At 68.8% G+C, this 16,267-nt stretch carries 12 protein-coding genes, 1 tRNA gene and 1 pseudogene; 6 read left to right on the forward strand and 8 right to left on the reverse strand.

The window, feature by feature from the left end; translation table 11 throughout:
• Positions 1–48: 48 nt before the first annotated feature.
• On the reverse strand, positions 49–369 hold the full coding sequence (locus tag ACIRQP_RS29865; RefSeq protein WP_403895152.1) for a hypothetical protein: 321 nt from the start codon (positions 367–369) through the stop codon (positions 49–51).
• 111 nt (positions 370–480) lie between these two features.
• On the opposite strand from ACIRQP_RS29865, the gene ACIRQP_RS29870 reads away from it, so the two are divergent.
• Entirely contained in the window at positions 481–711 is a 231-nt protein-coding gene (locus ACIRQP_RS29870) for a DUF4287 domain-containing protein (protein ID WP_403895156.1), read from the forward strand.
• Positions 712–835: 124 nt separating this feature from the next.
• Here the strand turns inward: ACIRQP_RS29870 and ACIRQP_RS29875 are convergent, their stop codons facing one another.
• Together ACIRQP_RS29875 and ACIRQP_RS29880 are read right to left on the reverse strand one after the other, a co-directional pair.
• Positions 836–1,714, reverse strand: coding sequence for a Bax inhibitor-1/YccA family protein (locus ACIRQP_RS29875; protein ID WP_403895160.1), 879 nt, complete (start codon positions 1,712–1,714; stop codon positions 836–838).
• A gap of 207 nt (positions 1,715–1,921) precedes the next feature.
• Positions 1,922–2,004 (reverse strand) — tRNA-Leu (locus ACIRQP_RS29880).
• 409 nt (positions 2,005–2,413) lie between these two features.
• Here ACIRQP_RS29880 and ACIRQP_RS29885 point away from each other — a divergent pair.
• Both ACIRQP_RS29885 and ACIRQP_RS29890 read left to right on the forward strand, forming a co-directional pair.
• Positions 2,414–3,184 carry an ABC transporter ATP-binding protein gene (locus tag ACIRQP_RS29885; RefSeq protein WP_403895163.1) on the forward strand — a complete coding sequence of 257 codons (771 nt, stop codon included), beginning with the start codon at positions 2,414–2,416 and terminating at the stop codon, positions 3,182–3,184.
• A gap of 287 nt (positions 3,185–3,471) precedes the next feature.
• Entirely contained in the window at positions 3,472–6,015 is a 2,544-nt protein-coding gene (locus ACIRQP_RS29890) for an ABC transporter permease (protein ID WP_403895166.1), read from the forward strand.
• Positions 6,016–6,102: 87 nt separating this feature from the next.
• Here the strand turns inward: ACIRQP_RS29890 and ACIRQP_RS29895 are convergent, their stop codons facing one another.
• The 4 genes from ACIRQP_RS29895 to ACIRQP_RS29910 form a co-directional block, all read right to left on the reverse strand.
• Positions 6,103–7,494, reverse strand: coding sequence for a phospholipase D-like domain-containing protein (locus ACIRQP_RS29895; RefSeq protein ID WP_403895169.1), 1,392 nt, complete (start codon positions 7,492–7,494; stop codon positions 6,103–6,105).
• A gap of 226 nt (positions 7,495–7,720) precedes the next feature.
• On the reverse strand, positions 7,721–9,019 hold the full coding sequence (locus ACIRQP_RS29900; protein ID WP_403895171.1) for a class I SAM-dependent methyltransferase: 1,299 nt from the start codon (positions 9,017–9,019) through the stop codon (positions 7,721–7,723).
• Between the two features lie 357 nt (positions 9,020–9,376).
• Positions 9,377–10,762, reverse strand: a complete 1,386-nt coding sequence (locus ACIRQP_RS29905; protein WP_403895173.1) for an NAD(P)/FAD-dependent oxidoreductase — start codon at positions 10,760–10,762, stop codon at positions 9,377–9,379.
• A 258-nt stretch (positions 10,763–11,020) separates the two neighbouring features.
• The gene (locus ACIRQP_RS29910; RefSeq protein WP_403895175.1) at positions 11,021–11,614 is read right to left on the reverse strand and encodes a hypothetical protein; all 594 of its coding nucleotides are present in this window, start codon (positions 11,612–11,614) and stop codon (positions 11,021–11,023) included.
• Between the two features lie 291 nt (positions 11,615–11,905).
• Between ACIRQP_RS29910 and ACIRQP_RS29915 the strand changes: the two genes are divergently transcribed.
• Both ACIRQP_RS29915 and ACIRQP_RS29920 read left to right on the forward strand, forming a co-directional pair.
• Complete coding sequence (locus ACIRQP_RS29915; RefSeq protein ID WP_403895178.1) at positions 11,906–12,316, forward strand: SRPBCC family protein; 411 nt, start codon at positions 11,906–11,908, stop codon at positions 12,314–12,316.
• 189 nt (positions 12,317–12,505) lie between these two features.
• Positions 12,506–12,885, forward strand: a pseudogene (locus ACIRQP_RS29920) (class I SAM-dependent methyltransferase); the annotation flags it as partial.
• A 386-nt stretch (positions 12,886–13,271) separates the two neighbouring features.
• Here ACIRQP_RS29920 and ACIRQP_RS29925 read toward each other — a convergent pair.
• Positions 13,272–13,406, reverse strand: coding sequence for a hypothetical protein (locus ACIRQP_RS29925; protein WP_403895180.1), 135 nt, complete (start codon positions 13,404–13,406; stop codon positions 13,272–13,274).
• Positions 13,407–13,532: 126 nt separating this feature from the next.
• On the opposite strand from ACIRQP_RS29925, the gene ACIRQP_RS29930 reads away from it, so the two are divergent.
• A complete protein-coding gene (locus ACIRQP_RS29930; RefSeq protein ID WP_403895183.1) occupies positions 13,533–16,259 on the forward strand; it encodes an NACHT domain-containing protein in 2,727 nt (908 codons plus the stop codon).
• The last annotated feature ends 8 nt before the right edge of the window (positions 16,260–16,267 follow it).

Genomic DNA, 16,267 nt, shown 5'->3' on the forward strand with positions numbered 1-16,267 from the left:
CCCTCGGGCGCGTCCCTCCAGGGAGTGTGGCGAAAGTCCCGCCCGGCCTCAGAGCGCGGCGCGCGCCGCCGCACGCTCCACCGATCTCACGGCCTCGTCCAGCTCCACCAGGGACGGGGTCGTTCGCAATGCCTCGGCCAGATCCCCGGCCGCGACCGTGAGCTGGTCCGCGACCACGAAGACGCCGGAGTCCGGCATGATCCGGGGGTCCTCACCGGGGGCGTCGAGCCGCTGGGCCCGTACGGCGAGTTCCCTGGCCAGCGCCAGTGCCTCGGCGGCGGCTCCGCGTTGGAGCCGGCTCTGCGGGGCGGCCCGCAGGCGGTCGGCGAATCGGTCCACTGCCGCCGTCAGCGGCGTCGTATCGAGCACGCCGCGACCTTACGCGACCGGACAGGGCCCCTCCAGGAGTGTTGCCAACAGGCCAACGCTCAGGCACGGTGGCGTGAAGGACCAGTACGCGCAAAGCGTCCGGAGGCGCCAATGTCCCTTGTCTTCTCCGAAGAGACCCATCGCAACATGCTCTCCCGCATCCCTCACTGCACCGGCAGAGAGATCTCCGACTGGCTCCGCGAGGTCGAGGAAGGTCCGGCCCTCATCCGCTTCGAGGAGAAGGTCGGCTGGCTGAGGAGCGAGCACAACCTCGCGTACGGACACGCGAAGGCGATCATCCACGAGTACGACCTGCGGCGGGCGGCCCGCCGCCTGCTCTGACCCGGCACCCGAGCCGTCGGACAGAGCGGAATCGGATACAGCGGACAACAGCGGAAGGGGCCCGCGGGCGCAGTGCCCGCGGACCCCTTCGTACTACTCAGCCGTACCGCTCAGCCGTGCGGCGTCAGTCGTTGCCCTGCAGGATCGAGAGCAGCCGCAGCATCTCCAGGTAGATCCACACCAGCGTCAGTGTGAGACCGAAGGCCGCGAGCCAGGACTCCTCGCGCGGAGCGCCGTACGCGACGCCGTCCTCGACCTGCTTGAAGTCGAGGGCGAGGAAGCAGGCGCCGAGGATGATCCCGACGATGCCGAAGATGATGCCCAGACCGCCGCTGCGGAAGCCGAGGCCGTCACCGCCGCCGAAGACGCTGAAGAGCAGGTTGGCGACCATCAGGAGCACGAAGCCCATGGCGGCGGCCATCACGAAACCGTAGAAGCGCCGGGTGACCCGGATCCAGCGCATCCTGTAGGCGATCAGCACGCCGGCGAAGACCGCCATCGTGCCCATGACCGCCTGGACGACCACGCCGGGCGAGAGGTACGTGCTCACGGCGGAGCTGATCACGCCGAGGAAGACACCCTCGAAGGCGGCGTACGCCAGGATCAGCGCGGGCGTCGGCTTGCGCTTGAAGGACTGGACCAGCGAGAGGACCATCGCCACCAGCGCGGCACCGATCGCGATGCCGTACGACTTGCCGATGTTGGCGGGGTCCACGGGCAGCAGGACCCACGACAGGACGGCGGTGAGCACGACCGTGCCCAGCGTCATGCCGGTACGGCTCACGACGTCATCGATGGTCATGACGTCGGGGCGCGCGGGCGCCTGCGGGCCGCCGAGCTGGGTGCCCTGCTGCGGGGCATAGGGGTTGGTGGCGTACGGGTTGGTCGCGTACGGGTTGGTTCCTACAGCGGGGCCCCCGGCCTGCGGCGCCGCGTTGAAGCCCGCGTGGCCGTTGTCGCGGCTGAAGCCCCGTCGCGAGAAGACCGGGTTACTGCTCCTCATCTCACTCCTCCATGGCCGCCGTGCGCGGCCTTGCGACAAGAGTAATGGGGCCGCAAAGCGTACGCCCTAGTGCTCGGGGAGGATCTTTCCAGGATCGTGACGTCCGGCGGGTGTGCCTCACCACACCGGAGCGTCTTACCGGAGCGCTCCCGGACCGGCGTGTCCACCGGCGCCGGCCGTCCGGCCTTCGCCGGTGAACCGGTGATGTGCCCGGAGCCGGACTTGAACCGGCACGCCCCCGAGGGGCAGCGAGGTTTAAGCTCGCCGTGTCTGCATTCCACCATCCGGGCAAGGCGCGCGACGCCGCGTTGGCACAGGAGCCTATCGGGGCACACCACTCGAACAGCCGAGCGGCTACCCGATGTTGTCTTATTTTATTGACGTCTGAGGGTGTGTCAGACCACGTAACGAGTCGTCGGCACATGCCGGGCGCGGGTGGTCATCTCCGACCGAGGCGTGCAGGAATGACGAAAAGTCGCCGCCCGGTCACGCATTCGGCATCGTCGCCGCGTCCACACGGCGTGCAGACGACTTACGGCGGATCCGTCTCAGGGGTCGTGTCATCCCCGAGTAGGAGGGCGCGGCCCGGCGGTCAGACCCAAGAGGGCCCCGGGAACGGTTACCGGGACGGACGACTCGCGCCCACCCCGCCACGAGGATGGAGGAGTCCTCACAACGCACCGACAGGAGAGTCCACCCGTGACCACCACCTCGCTCGCCCACCGCGCAACAGCCGTGGCCGCCCGCGCCTCCGATCTGTCGAAGGTCTACGGCCTGGGCGAGACCCAGGTGGTCGCCCTCGACCGGGTCTCGGTGGACTTCCGGCAGGGAGAGTTCACCGCGATCATGGGCCCGTCCGGCTCCGGCAAGTCCACGCTGATGCACTGCGTGGCCGGCCTCGACAGCTTCAGCAGCGGCTCCGTACAACTCGGTGAGACCGAGTTGTCGACCCTCAAGGACAAGCAGCTCACGCAGTTGCGCCGGGACAAGATCGGCTTCATCTTCCAGGCGTTCAACCTGCTGCCGACCCTGACCGCCCTGGAGAACATCACGCTCCCGATGGACATCGCGGGCCGCAAGCCCGACAAGCAGTGGCTGGACCGGGTGATCTCGATGATCGGTCTCGCCGACCGGCTCGGCCACCGGCCCACCCAGCTCTCCGGCGGTCAGCAGCAGCGCGTGGCCGTCGCCCGCGCGCTGGCCTCCCAGCCCGAGATCATCTTCGGCGACGAGCCGACGGGAAACCTGGACTCCCGCTCCGGCGCCGAGGTGCTGGGCTTCCTGCGCAACTCCGTACGCGAACTGGGCCAGACCGTCGTCATGGTGACGCACGATCCGGTGGCCGCCTCCTACGCGGACCGCGTCATCTTCCTCGCCGACGGCCGGATCGTCGACGAGATGCTGCACCCGAGCGCCGACGGTGTGCTCGACCGGATGAAGGCCTTCGACGCCAAGGGCCGTACGAGCTGACGCTCCGCCGGCTCCGTTCCGCCCGTACGCGGCCTCCGGCCGTCACCCGTACGGCGTAGTACGACCCGTACGACCCCCGTGCACGACCCGTGCGTGACCGTTAAACCCGTACGTGACCGTTAACCCGTACGTGGTGCTTCTCCCGCGCGTGCCACTTGACCCGCACGCGGCCCGCGCGCTGACGCCCCGGCAGTCGGCCCCACACCTCCGCCCCCTCGGTCCGGTCCGTCGTGTCGGCCCGTCTGTTCGGCCTGCCCTCTCCGCCCACCCTCACCAGGACTTCCACCATGTTCCGTACCGCCTTGCGCACCGTGCTCGCGCACAAGGCCAGGCTGCTGATGACCGTCCTCGCCGTCATGCTCGGCGTCGCCTTCGTCTCCGGCACCCTGGTCTTCACCGACACCCTCGGCAACGCCTTCCAGAACCAGTCGGCCAAGAGCTACAAGGACGTCGCCGTCGGCGTCACCTCGTACGACAAACGCGACTCCGGCGAGAGCTCCGACGCCAACTCGGACCCCGGGGTCAGCCAGGAGACCGTCGGCAAGATCGGGGCCCTGGACGGGGTCGCCTCCGTCACCGGCCGGGTCAACGGCTTCGCCGGGGTCGCCGACCCCGGCGGCAAGCTGATCGGCGACGGCTGGTCCAACAACGGCTCCAACTTCGCGCCGGGCAAGAACGGCAAGGACGCCTCCTACACCTTCACCGAGGGCTCGGGGCCCGCCAAGGACGGTGAGATCGCGCTCGACAAGGCGACAGCGACCGAGGGGAAGTACACGGTCGGCAAGCCGGTACGGGTCGCCACCAACGGGCCGGTGAAGGAGTACACCCTCACCGGTGTCTTCACCACCGACGACGGAGAGGTCAACGCGGGCGGCAGCCTGGTCCTCTTCGACACCGCCGTCGCGCAGAAGCTCTATCTGGAGCCCGGCTTCTACAGCGATCTCACCATCACCGCCGCGGCCGGCGCCTCCCAGAGCACGATCCTCGACCAGGTCGAGCCCCTGCTCCCGGAGAACGCCGTGGCGAAGACCGGTGAACGGCTCGCCTCCGACCAGGCCGACCAGATCGAGACGAGCCTGAGCGGCATCAACCAGATGCTGCTGGCCTTCGCCGCCATCGCGCTCTTCGTCGGCGTCTTCCTGATCTCCAACACCTTCACCATGCTGGTCGCCCAGCGCACCAAGGAACTGGCGCTGCTGCGCGCCGTCGGCGCCTCCCGCCGCCAGGTCAAGCGCTCGGTGCTGGCCGAGGCCGCGGTGGTCGGCGCGATCGCCTCCACGATCGGATTCGTCCTCGGCATCGGGCTCGCCGTGGCGCTGCGCTCGGCGATGAACATGGCGGGCGCGAAGATGCCCGCGGGCGCGCTGGTAATCTCGCCGACCGCCGTCGGCGCCGCCTTCGGTGTCGGGGTGCTGATCACGCTGCTCGCCGCCTGGCTGCCCGCCCGCCGGGCCGCGAAGATCCCGCCGGTGGCCGCGATGAGCAGCGTCCACGGCGTGGCCACCACCAAGTCGCTCGTCGTACGCAACTCCATCGGCGGCGCGCTGGCCCTGCTCGGCTCCGCGGTGATTCTCGCGGGCGCCGCGGCCGGTTCCGACGGCCGGCTGCTCATCGGGGCCGGCGCGTTCCTGGCGATGGTCGGTGTGATCGTGCTGATCCCGCTGCTGTCGCGTCCGGTCATCGCGCTGGTACGGCCGCTGCTGCTCGGGGTCTTCGGGGTGTCCGGCAAGCTGGCCGGGCTGAACGCGGTCCGCAATCCGCGGCGTACCGGCGCCACCGCTTCCGCGCTGGCCATCGGACTCACGCTGGTCACCGGGCTGACGGTGCTCGGTGTCACCATCGGCCAGGCCGTGGACAAGATGACCACGGACAACATCAAGGCCGACTACATGGTGACGATGGCGGGCGGCGGCCAGTTGGACAAGTCCGCGCTCACCGCGCTGGAGAAGGCGCCCGGCGTGAGCGCGGTCTCCCCGCAGCAGGCCGCCTCGGTGGAGGTCAAGGGCCGCTTCCACTCCGCCTCCGCGGTCACCCCCGGGGACATCGAGAAGGTCATCAACATCGCCTCGGTCTCCGGCTCGATGGACACGCTCGCCCAGGGCGGGATCGCGGTGGCCGAGGACACCGCCAAGTCCAACGGCTGGAAGATCGGTGACACCCTGTCGGTCACCTACAACGACGGGAAGACCGGCAAGCTGAAGGTCGGCGCCACCTACAAGAAGAACGAGTTCCTCTCACCGGTGCTGATGTCGACCGAGGTGGCCGCGGCGCACGAGGCCAGGGCGTACATCCCCGAGGTGTGGGTGAAGATGGACGGCGGCGCCAGCGGCGCGCACGAGCAGGCGCTGGTGGACTCGCTGGGCAAGAACCCGGCGATCACCATCATGGACCAGCAGGACATCAGGAACCAGTTCGGCGGCCTCATCAACACCGCGCTGAACATCATGTACGGCCTGCTGGCGATGGCCCTGGTCATCGCGATCCTGGGGGTCGTCAACACGCTGGCGATGTCCGTCTTCGAGCGTCAGCAGGAGATCGGCATGCTGCGGGCCATCGGCCTGGACCGGACCAAGGTCAAGCGGATGATCCGGCTGGAGGCCGTCGTCATCTCGCTCTTCGGCGCGGTGATCGGGGTGGGGCTCGGATCCTTCCTCGCCTGGGCGATCGGGGAGACCATCAAGGATCAAATCCCTGGTTACGCGCTGGTCATCCCGTGGGACCGGGTCGGTATCTTCCTGGTGCTCGCCGGTCTGGTGGGGATCCTGGCCGCGCTGTGGCCGGCCCGCAGCGCCGCGAAGCTGAACATGCTGACGGCCATCAAGACCGAGTAGCGCGGGACCGGTCGGTGAGCGGGAGAGGGCGGGACCCCGGGGCGGGGCCCGCCCGGGAGAGGGCGGGGCCCGCCCTCTCCCGCGTCCTCATGTGCCGGCGCAGTAGCCCATCAGATCATCGTGGTTGGCCTTGTACTGATCGTGGATCGCGGCGTCGTCGATCTTCAGCAGGGTCTCGTCATTGGAACGCAGCGCCTGCCACGAGTAGTTGTGGCTGCCGGTCCAGACGATCTTCTTGTCGGCGACACCGTCGTACGTACCCTTCACCAGCACGTACTTGGAGTGCAGCCCGATCTGCGGCGCCCCGTTCGTGGGCGGGTCCTCCCAGCACTCCACGCGCTGGGTGAGCTTGCCGGAGACGACGGAGGTGACGGTCCTGCCGAGGGACGGCACGTCGGTGCCGCCGCCGTTCGGATTGCCGTCGCCCGCGAGATACACCAGGCAGCCCGCGTTCTTTATGGCCACGAGCTTGCTCGCGACCTGGTCGCGGTAGAAGAGGTTCGCCGCCATCCGCACCTCGGAACGCCGCGTCGACGAGCAGGCGACCTTGTCGAGGAGGAGCTTGACCGTGTCGGTGGCCGGGTCCTTCCGGTAGTCCGTTCCGGCGGTCTCCCGGCGCGGGAAGAAGTACGTCTTGTACGCGGGGTCGGTCGCGCTGGACGGCGTCCGGTAGTACGTCGCGAGCCCCGCGCCCGAGGCGCCGTACCTCAGCTGGTCGGAGAAGTACGCCGCGTAGTTGTCGTAGAGACCGGGGTCGGCGATCGTCACCGCGTTGTTGAACAGGTCGGTGCGCTGGGTGCCGGTCATATTGGCCGAGGTCTGCACGACGACCTTCTCCGCGCCTCCCGTGCGGGAGAAGAGGAAGAACTTGTTGTGGTTGATCGCGCGGCTGCCGATGGTGCGGTTGCCGAGGCACGAGCGGTTCGACGGGCAGGACATCACCCAGGACGGCCGGGCACGGTCGGTGCCGAGGCCCGCCGCGAGGTTCTCGTACTCACCGCCGGCGGTGACCGACTCGTGCGATTTGTGGTCCAGGATCGCCCGGACGGCGACGCCGCGTTCCTTGGCCGCGATCAGGGCCTTGCGGACGCTGTCGTCGGTGAAGGTGTAGAGGGACAGGCTGATCGAGCCGCCCGCCGCGGAGCCGTCGATCAGCGAGACGACATGGTTCCTGATCCTGTCCCGCTCGGCGGTGGTGCCCGCGGGGTCGTTGAAGATCGCGCCGGTGGTGACCGGGGCGGCGGGGGCCCCGGCCGTTAACCGGGACGGCGCCGCCGGTTGCTCCCTGGACGGGGGTTCGGCCTCGGACGGGGCCCAGAACTCGGACCCGTTGTCCCCGTCGGCCCACGCGGCGCCGGAAACGGCCATGACGGACATCAGGGCGACGGCCAGGCCCAACAGCCGGATTCCACGGTGACGATGGCTGTAGCTGTGGCTGTGGCTGTGGCTGTGGCTGTGGCTGTAGTGATGGCGGAGCACACCGGCCTCCTGTTCGGTTTCGGCTCAGGGAGCACGTATCGGACATATCAGAAGCACACACATGACATGCCGGACCCGGTGAAACCCCGCGGGAAGCGGAAAACGGAGCCGCCGGGCAGGGGCGTGCCCGGCCGCTCCGTCATCCAGGCCCGGACGGCAGAACGTACCAACTCGCCGTCACCCCCCGGGCCCGCTCATCTCTTTGTCACTCGCACGGTGTCCGGCGTCAGCCGCCCCACACGCGCGCCCGCGCCGGCATCCCGGAGGCACCGCCCTCCGGGGTCTTCACGGCCAGGATCTGGTTGACGCCGATCTTGTTCCGCTCGAAGGAGAGCGCGGACGCCGCCATGTAGAGGCGCCAGACGCGGGCGCGTCCCGCGGAGGTGCTGCGCACGGCCTCGGCCCAGTGGTCCTCCAGGTTGCCCACCCAGCGGCGCAGGGTCAGGGCGTAGTGCTCCCGGATCGACTCGACGTCGCGGGCCTCGAAGCCCGCCTCCTCCAGGGTGGCGACCGTCCTGCCGAGGGGCGCCAGCTCGCCGTCCGGGAAGACGTACGCGTCGATGAACTCGTCGATGTGGTACTTGCTCTCGTCCTTCTCGGGACGGCGGGCGATCTGGTGGTTGAGCAGCCGGCCGCCCGGCTTGAGCAGGGCGTACAGATCGTCGGCGTACTCGCGGTACTTGACCGAGCCCACGTGCTCGGCCATCCCGATGGACGAGATCGCGTCGTACGGGCCGTCCCTGACGTCCCGGTAGTCCTGGACCCGCAGCTCGATACGGTCGGTGAGGCCCTCTTCCGCGACCCGCTTGCGCCCGTAGGCGGCCTGCTCCCGGGAGAGGGTGACGCCGGTGACGCGGACGCCGTACTCGCGGGCGGCGTGGATGGCCATCGAGCCCCAGCCGCAGCCGACGTCGAGCAGCCGGTCGCCCTCCTTGAGGGCGAGCTTGCGGCAGATCAGATCGAGCTTGTCGCGCTGTGCGTCCTCAAGGGTGAAGCCGTCGGCGTCGCCCCAGTAGGCGCACGAGTAGACCATCGAGGGACCGAGCACCAGCTCGTAGAAGTCGTTGCCCACGTCGTAGTGGTGGCTGATCGCCGCCCGGTCGCGGCGCTTGGTGTGCAGCGCGCCGTGCCGCCGCCGGATCTCCTCGGCGGGCGGGGCGGGCGGCGGCCAGGGTCCCGCGATCTGTACGAGCCCGCGCGCTGCGGCCCGCATACGGGGGTCGAGTGCGGGGTGCACCTCGTCCTTGGCATCGGTCCCGCGCTCCCAGATGAGCCCGGCGAGGAGGCCGAGGGCCTCGTAGAGATCGCCCTCCACATCGATCTCACCGGCCACCCAGGCGCGCGCGAGCCCCAGTTCTCCGGGTTTCCACAGGAGGCGACGCAGGGCACGACGGTTGCGGATGATCAGGGCCGGAGCGTCCGGGGGACCGGATTCACTGCCGTCCCAGGCACGGATACGGACCGGGAGCGGGGCCCCCAGCAACTCTTCGGCAAGAGTGGTCAGCCGCAGCGCGGCGTCGGCCATGGCGTACACCTCCGTGATGAGGAATAACCGGAAATGCTCAACACCACGTAAACACCGGACGGGTGCGGTTGCAGTCCCGGAGACGCGCAATGGGACGGCAAAATACCTGCAACTACCACACACTTTAGGGTGGATGTGGACGCTTTTCTCCCGGCGCCCACCCTGAGTCCGTGCACATTATCGGTGGCCTCCGGGCGCGTGCCCGGCGGGCGCGGGGCGCGCACTCGGCGGATTCCGGGGGGTGCCCGGCGGATCGCGGGGAGCATGCCCGGCGGATTCCGGGGCGCGTCGGGCACGCGAAAGGGCCGCCCGCACCACGGATGGCGGACGGCCCTTTCGGGGTTCAGCGCGGCGGCGTCAGGACGCCTTCGCCTTCTCCGGAGCGGACGACGCGGCGGCTGCCGCCGGGGCCGGCTTGGCGGCCTCGTAGAACTCCTCACGCGGCGTCTCCATGGCGCCGAGCGAGACGACCTCGCGCTTGAGGAACATCGCGAGCGTCCAGTCGGCGAAGACCCGGATCTTGCGGTTCCAGGTCGGCATGGCCACGCCGTGGTAGCCACGGTGCATGTACCAGGCCAGCCGGCCCTTGAGCTTGATCTTCATCTTGCCCATGACGATCATCGCGACGCCCTTGTGCAGGCCGAGACCGGCGACCGCACCCTTGTTGGCGTGGCTGTACTCCTTCTGCGGGAAGCCCCGCATACCGGAGATCACGTTGTCGCCGAGGACCCTCGCCTGCCGCAGCGCGTGCTGCGCGTTCGGCGGGCACCAGGCGTTCGGGTTGCCGGCCTTGCGGCCGACGACATCCGGGACCTGGGCGTTGTCGCCGGCGGCCCAGATGTAGTCGGTGCCCTGCACCTGGAGCTTCTCGCTGGTGTCCACATGACCGCGGGGGCCGAGCGGCAGACCGTAACGGGCGAGCGCCGGGTTCGGCTTGACGCCGGCCGTCCACACGATGGTGTTGGAGTCGACCTCAAGGCCGTTGTTGAGCACGACGTGGCCGTCCACGCAGGAGTCCATGCCGGTCTTCAGATAGACCTCGACACCGCGGCTCTCCAGGTGCTCCTTGCCCCAGGCGCCCAGCTTCGGGCCGACCTCGGGAAGGATCTTGTCGGCGACGTCGACGAGGAGGAAGCGCATGTCCTCGCGCTTCACGTTCGTGTAGTACTTGGCCGCGTCGCGCGCCAGGTCCTCGACCTCACCGACGGTCTCCGCGCCGGCGAAGCCGCCGCCCACGAAGACGAAGGTCAGCGCCTTGCGGCGGACCTCCTCGTCGGTGGTCGAGTCGGCCTTGTCGAGCTGCTCAAGTACGTGGTTGCGCAGCCCGATGGCCTCCTCTATGCCCTTCATACCGATGCCCTGCTCGGCGAGGCCGGGGATCGGGAAGGTACGGGAGACAGCGCCGAGGGCGACGACGAGGTAGTCGAAGGGCAGCTCATAGGCCTCGCCGACGAGCGGCGCGACCGTGGCGACCTTGCGGTCCTGGTCGATGGTCGTGACCCGGCCGGTGAGCACCTCAGCCTTGGGCAGCACGCGTCGCAGCGGGACGACGACATGCCGAGGCGAAATGCTGCCGGCGGCGGCTTCCGGGAGGAAGGGCTGGTACGTCATGTACGAGCGAGGGTCGACAACCGTGACGGTCGCCTCCCCGTAGCGCATCTTCTTCAGAATGCGACGAGCTGCGTACAGGCCTACGTACCCACCGCCTACAACGAGGATCCTGGGACGCTCCGTGGTGCTCATGCCATCGAGTATCCACCCCTCTCAGGGGGGTGGCTCGTGAGCCCCTTCACAAGGTATGGGCCCCCTAGTGCTACACTGCGCGGCTCGCTTGATCGAGGTCATGGTCCAGCGGGGGAACCAGATGGCCGGTTTGGTCGTTGCCCACCCCTCGTGAGCTGGCCCTCCGTGCTCGGCCGGGGGTGAACCACCCCACCCCATTCATACGCGCGTAACGTGCCCGGAACCGCCCGGTATAAGGGTGCAGGGCCCCCTCGGTCCTCACAGACGGCCCTCCGGATCAGCCCCATCACCCCACAGGGCCGATTTCCTTGTGAAGAAGTTCACGAACTTTCTCGCGACGCCGCCAGGACCCCCCGCCGGCGGCTCTCCGCGCCCCCTGGCGAGCGAGTGGGCGCGTCCCGGCTGCGCACGGCCCGGCGCGCGCGAGCGGGGACAGGGCGGGGACGTGGCTGGTCCTGTCCGGTGGTTGAACGACGGGGTGAACGAGACCGGGCTGAGGTTGGGGCCCGGCCAGTGCCGGTTCATGACATGACTGGCCGTCAGCACATGGCGCGGACCGACGAGCGCGCCCGTGCCGAGCTTCAACTGATCCGAGCCGCGGGCCAACGGGAGCGCGACCCGGCCGACCGTGCTGAAGGGGTAGGCGAGACTGTCCATCTCGACCCGCCGGTCGGGCTGGTGCACGTTCAACGGCTCGACCGGCTTGCCCTTGATCGGGCGCAGGCGCGTCGGCCGGTGCCGGACGGGCTCCCGGACTTCCGGCAGCCGGACCAGATCGAGGTGCGCGGGCCGGTGGCCGTCGGCGGCGTGGTCGGGGGCGTTACGTTCAACGACGTGCAGCCGATTGGCCACCGGCGCGACCGGCTATCGCCTCCCGTTGGGCACCCGGACATGGCGCACTCCTCTCCCGGATCGCCCTTTCCTTCCAGTCTGGGCATGGCTGACGGCGCCCGCGACCGGGGCTTCGTTGCATGGGAGGCGCATGGGATGCACAAACGCGATAGATGCCGGGTGCGGGGTCGTGCCGAGGGGTAGTCGGGGTGACCCGGAGGGTTCGATGGCGGGTGGGGGCCGCCGGCTACCCCTCAGCCGTGACCGATTCGTTCAAGACCGCGTCGACAGCGGCTTCGTACCATCACGGCCATGGAGACCACCGCTTCGGCCTCGCGGCACATCAGCACACACATCGATCGCCCCCTCAGGGAGGTCTACGACTACGCGTCGAACCCCGCCAACCTGCCCGAGTGGGCTCATGGGCTGGGGGGCTCCATCGCCCGGATCGACGGGCAGTGGATCGCCGAGTCGTCGCCCATGGGGCGGGTCGTGGTCGCCTTCACGCAGGAGAACGAACTTGGCGTACTCGACCACGACGTCACATTGCCCTCGGGTGAGACCGTCTATAACCCGGTGCGAGTGATCGCCGACGGCACCGGGTGCGAGGTGGTGTTCACCCTTCGCCGACGGGCGGGGATGAGTGACGAGGACTTCCAACGCGACGCGGACGCGGTAATCGCCGACCTCACCACACTCAAGCAGGTGATGGAGCGCGCATAACGTTTCCGACCGCCGGTCGGTGGGTGGGGCGCCGGAGTGGAGCGGGGTGGCCCGGCACCGGTTCAGCGGGCTTACGCAGGTGGGGAGTTGGGACTCATGCCCCGCTGGTGGAGGAGGGCTTCGACCGCGGGTGAGGACCGAGGGGCAGTCGGGGGCACCCGGAATCCGTCATGGCGGGTGGGGCCCGGCCGTCTTCATCCGCAATGCCGCTTCAGCGTCGCCTCTGCCACCGACCTCGACCTTGGAGAAGCGTCCCTTGGCGGCGTGCTCGGGTGGTGGTCACTGTTCAACCTCCCCCGCGACGTCCTTCCTCAGGTTCTCGCTCTGTTCGCGCGTGCCCTGAAGCCAGGCGGCCACTTCATCACCGCAACGCACGTCGGCGACGAAGACCTGGTGCGCACCGAGGCCTACGGAGGAGTGCCCGTTCGTTGGACCACTCACAAATGGCGGCCGGAACAGCTCGTGGACCTGATCGAGCGGGCTGACTGCACCCGGTCGCCGAACTTCGGCTCCCCGCAGATGAGCGAACCGGGCCGGGCCTGGTCATCATGGCCAAGCGCCCCGCCTGAAGATCGAGTGGGGCCTACACCCTGCGCGGGAGCGCTGTGTCTTCCGTGCACCGAGGGCTCCTGGCCCAGCGCAGGGCCCGGCGCGAGTACGAGAACCGCCGCCGCCGACTTCGGCCGCAACCCGCACGGCGGCGAGTACGGCGAGTACGGCCGGTGCCAGGTTCGGTTCGTCAAGGCCAAGAAGGACTCGCCGCCCAAGCGCCGCGGGGTGCTGACCGTGTTCGACTGGACCCCGGACGTCCTGGACGAGTGGTTCACCGAGGTCCGCCCGCTGTTCGGCACCGTCAACAACCCGGCGGCCCGGCCCGACCATCCGCTCGTGCTCGCCGGCGGGAACTGGCTGCGGCTTGGTGGTGTGCGCCTGCCCAGCCCGGACGGGGCGCGGCTCAGTCCTCAGCGCCAGAGGCTTCATCGTGATTGTGGCCGTCGCGGCGGTGCCTGCGGCGCAGCACCTCGGCCAGGATGGACATGCCGGCCGCGAGGAGACCGATGGAGTCGGAGAGAGTGCTCAGGAAATCCATGGATGCAGCGTGTGGGCCGGCGGCCCATGACTGGTGCGCTGTCGTTGATCATCTATGGCCTGACCAGCTGTTCAGTCTTGTCCGTTACGGACGACACCGGACAGGTCCGGATACGAGGAGGGCTCAGTGAGCGGTAGCGCGGATGACCCGGCAACGTTGTTGGCCGCAAAAGTGAAAGAGCTCGTCGAAATGGACGGACGGTCCTACGACGCAATCGCCTCGGCAGCGACCAAGATCCTTGATAATCGTAAGGATCCCAGGACCGGCAAGATTCACCGGACCAGTCGCCCACCCCGCCAGGTGACCAAGCAGCGGATCAGCGACTGGACTAAAAGGACGACCCCCGCGTACGAGTACCTGGAGGCCGTGGTCGATGCGGTTTCCGAGCACGTCAAGGGCCGCACGAACCTCACCGAGGACCAACGCAAAAAGCTGATAGACCTGTTGGACACGGAGAAGTGGCAGTCGTTGTGGCAGTCGGCCAAGACCGCTCCACGGGCTGAGCCGTGGCTGAAGTCCTATCTCGATGCCCTGCTCCGCACCGCCGAGGCCCATCCCTACCCGGGCGTGCTGCCCGACATCCCCCTGCCGCCGCTGTCCCAGGTGTACGTGCAGCAACGCGGGCGCCCCCGGCCTGCCCCGGATGCCAACAGCATCGCGGCGGGTGGCGACGCTGACCCGTCGCCCAGGCCCGCAGTCGAGGCGGTTTTGTCGGCCGATCACGATGTGCTGCTGCTGGGCGGCCCCGGCACGGGCAAGTCCAGCCTGCTGCGCCAGGTACTGATCACCCTGGCCAAGAGAGGGACGGCCCCGGACATCACGGAGATCCCGATCTACGTTTCCGCCGTCGACCTGACCAGCGAGGGATTATCGTTCGCCGAGCAGCTGGCCGCCGCGGTCCGCCACGAGCTGTCCGGGCGGGCCGTGCCGAGCCTGCCGACGGACAGCTTCAGCCGGCCCCCTCGCCCCGCCTCCCGCTGGCTGGTCCTGCTCGACGGCCTCGACGAGATCACCGACGTGCGGCAGCGCCGCCGACTTGCACAGCTGCTGGGCGAGTATCGGAGCGAGCTCTACCGGTTCGTGCTGACCAGCCGACCGCTTCCATCGGATGAGCTGGGTCAGCTGGAGTCGGACCCGCAGTGGCGTAGCCGCAGCTACGAGCTGCTGCCGTTCGACCCCGGGCAGCTGCGTGACTTCGCCGAACGCTGGATGCGTACTGCCGACCTGGGGCCTGGACGCTTACCGGAACCAGCGTTGGCGGTGAACGCCTTCATGGCCCAGGTAGCCCGGCCCCCCTTGGCGACGCTGGCCCGTACCCCGCTGATCGCCACGATCTTGTGCCAGCTCCACGCTGCCAGGCCGGAGCAAGCGCTACCACGCGACCGCTACGGCATCTACTACAGCTTCGTCGACCTGCTGCGGGAACGCCTCCTGCAGGCTCTGGACCCGCAGTCTCACGATGTGCTTCACGAGATCATGAGCACCTTGAGGCGAGTGGCCGTCGAGCACCATGCCGACGGGGTGTTCCCCGACCTGCTGACCGCGGTGCGGAACGCCACCGAGGACCTTTGCCCGTCGGAGATGCGCTACCCCGACTGGGACGCCTGGCGGCGGGAGGTGCTCCGCCGAACCGGCCTGGTCGCCGCCCACGGCGAAACCTACACCTTCGTTCATCAGACCATCGGTGAGTTCCTGGCCGCCCAGCACACGGCCGACGCCCCCGAGCTCAGCGAGCCTATCTACCGCGGCATGTACGACCAGGGCGGTGTCGGCGGCAGTACCCGACCGCCCCTTGGGGTGCAGTTGTCCTCCTTCCGTTTGTTTCTCATCGGCGCCTGGCATTCGGGTCCGCCGCTGGCTCCTCTCCCGCGCGGTGTTCCCCAGCACCTGACCACGCACTTGGCGGAATTCGCCACCAGCCGTGAGCATGGCAGTCACGTTGCTCTTCTCGCCGGCCAGGGCATCACCCTGGCCCCTGGGATCATCGAGGCAGCCATCAACACCCTGACCCCGCTGGTCACCGACACCGCTGCGCACAATGACCACGACCGTGTCCGGGCGGCGGAGGACCTGGCCATGCTGAGTGCTGAGCGAGGCGGCGAACTGCTTGCCTCGCTGGCCACCGACACCACCGTGCACGCCGGTAGTCGTTACGACGCGGCACGGGCGCTCGCGAATCTCGGGGATCCGCGGGCGGCTGACCTGCTTGCCTCGGTGGCCGCCGATGACGGCCTCCTTGATGACCGTCGGCTCGAAGCGGCACAAGAACTGGTCAGACTGAGCGATCAACGAGGTGCCGGTCTACTGGAGGCTCTGGCTACCAATGCCACCGCAGGTGACTACTACCGGGTCGAGGCGGCGCAGGCACTGGCCGAGATGGATACCGAGCGCGGCACGGCACTGCTCGCCTCACTGGCCCTCGACACCAGCCTTCGTCAGGAGCCTCGATTCCGCGCGGCGCGAGCTCTGACGAAACTGAATGGCGAGCGAGCTGTCGGTGTGTGGGCCGAACTGGTCACGATCAAGATGTTCCCCGGCGACGAACGTATCGAAGCGGCGCGGGCTCTGGCGCGACTCGACCGCGACCAGGCCGCTCTGGTGTGGGAGCAATTGATGACCGACACCACCGTCCTGGACCACTACCGGGTCGAAGCGGCGCAGGAGCGGGCGGAACTGGGCGATGCCCGGGGAAAGGACCTGCTCGCCACGCTGGCCTACGACCCCGCCCTGCATTTCGTCGACCGGTCGGAACTGGCGCGCACGTTGAGGAGGTTGCAGGATCCCCGAGGCAACGATCTGCTCGCGTCGCTGGCAAAGTACGGGGTGGATCCAGACTGGGACGACGAAGACTGACCGGGACT

It is taken from the genome of Streptomyces sp. NPDC102274, from assembly GCF_044766385.1.
In the GTDB taxonomy this organism is placed as follows: Bacteria; Actinomycetota; Actinomycetes; order Streptomycetales; family Streptomycetaceae; genus Streptomyces.

Excerpts from the sequence above, each read along its gene's own strand:
- ACIRQP_RS29900 (WP_403895171.1), bottom strand. The coding sequence starts at position 9,019 with ATGGCCGACGCCGCGCTGCGGCTGACCACTCTTGCCGAAGAGTTGCTG.
- ACIRQP_RS29890 (WP_403895166.1), top strand. The coding sequence starts at position 3,472 with ATGTTCCGTACCGCCTTGCGCACCGTGCTCGCGCACAAGGCCAGGCTG.
- ACIRQP_RS29875 (WP_403895160.1), bottom strand. The coding sequence starts at position 1,714 with ATGAGGAGCAGTAACCCGGTCTTCTCGCGACGGGGCTTCAGCCGCGAC.
- ACIRQP_RS29925 (WP_403895180.1), bottom strand. The coding sequence starts at position 13,406 with ATGGATTTCCTGAGCACTCTCTCCGACTCCATCGGTCTCCTCGCGGCC.
- ACIRQP_RS29870 (WP_403895156.1), top strand. The coding sequence starts at position 481 with ATGTCCCTTGTCTTCTCCGAAGAGACCCATCGCAACATGCTCTCCCGC.
- ACIRQP_RS29905 (WP_403895173.1), bottom strand. The coding sequence starts at position 10,762 with ATGAGCACCACGGAGCGTCCCAGGATCCTCGTTGTAGGCGGTGGGTAC.
- ACIRQP_RS29915 (WP_403895178.1), top strand. The coding sequence starts at position 11,906 with ATGGAGACCACCGCTTCGGCCTCGCGGCACATCAGCACACACATCGAT.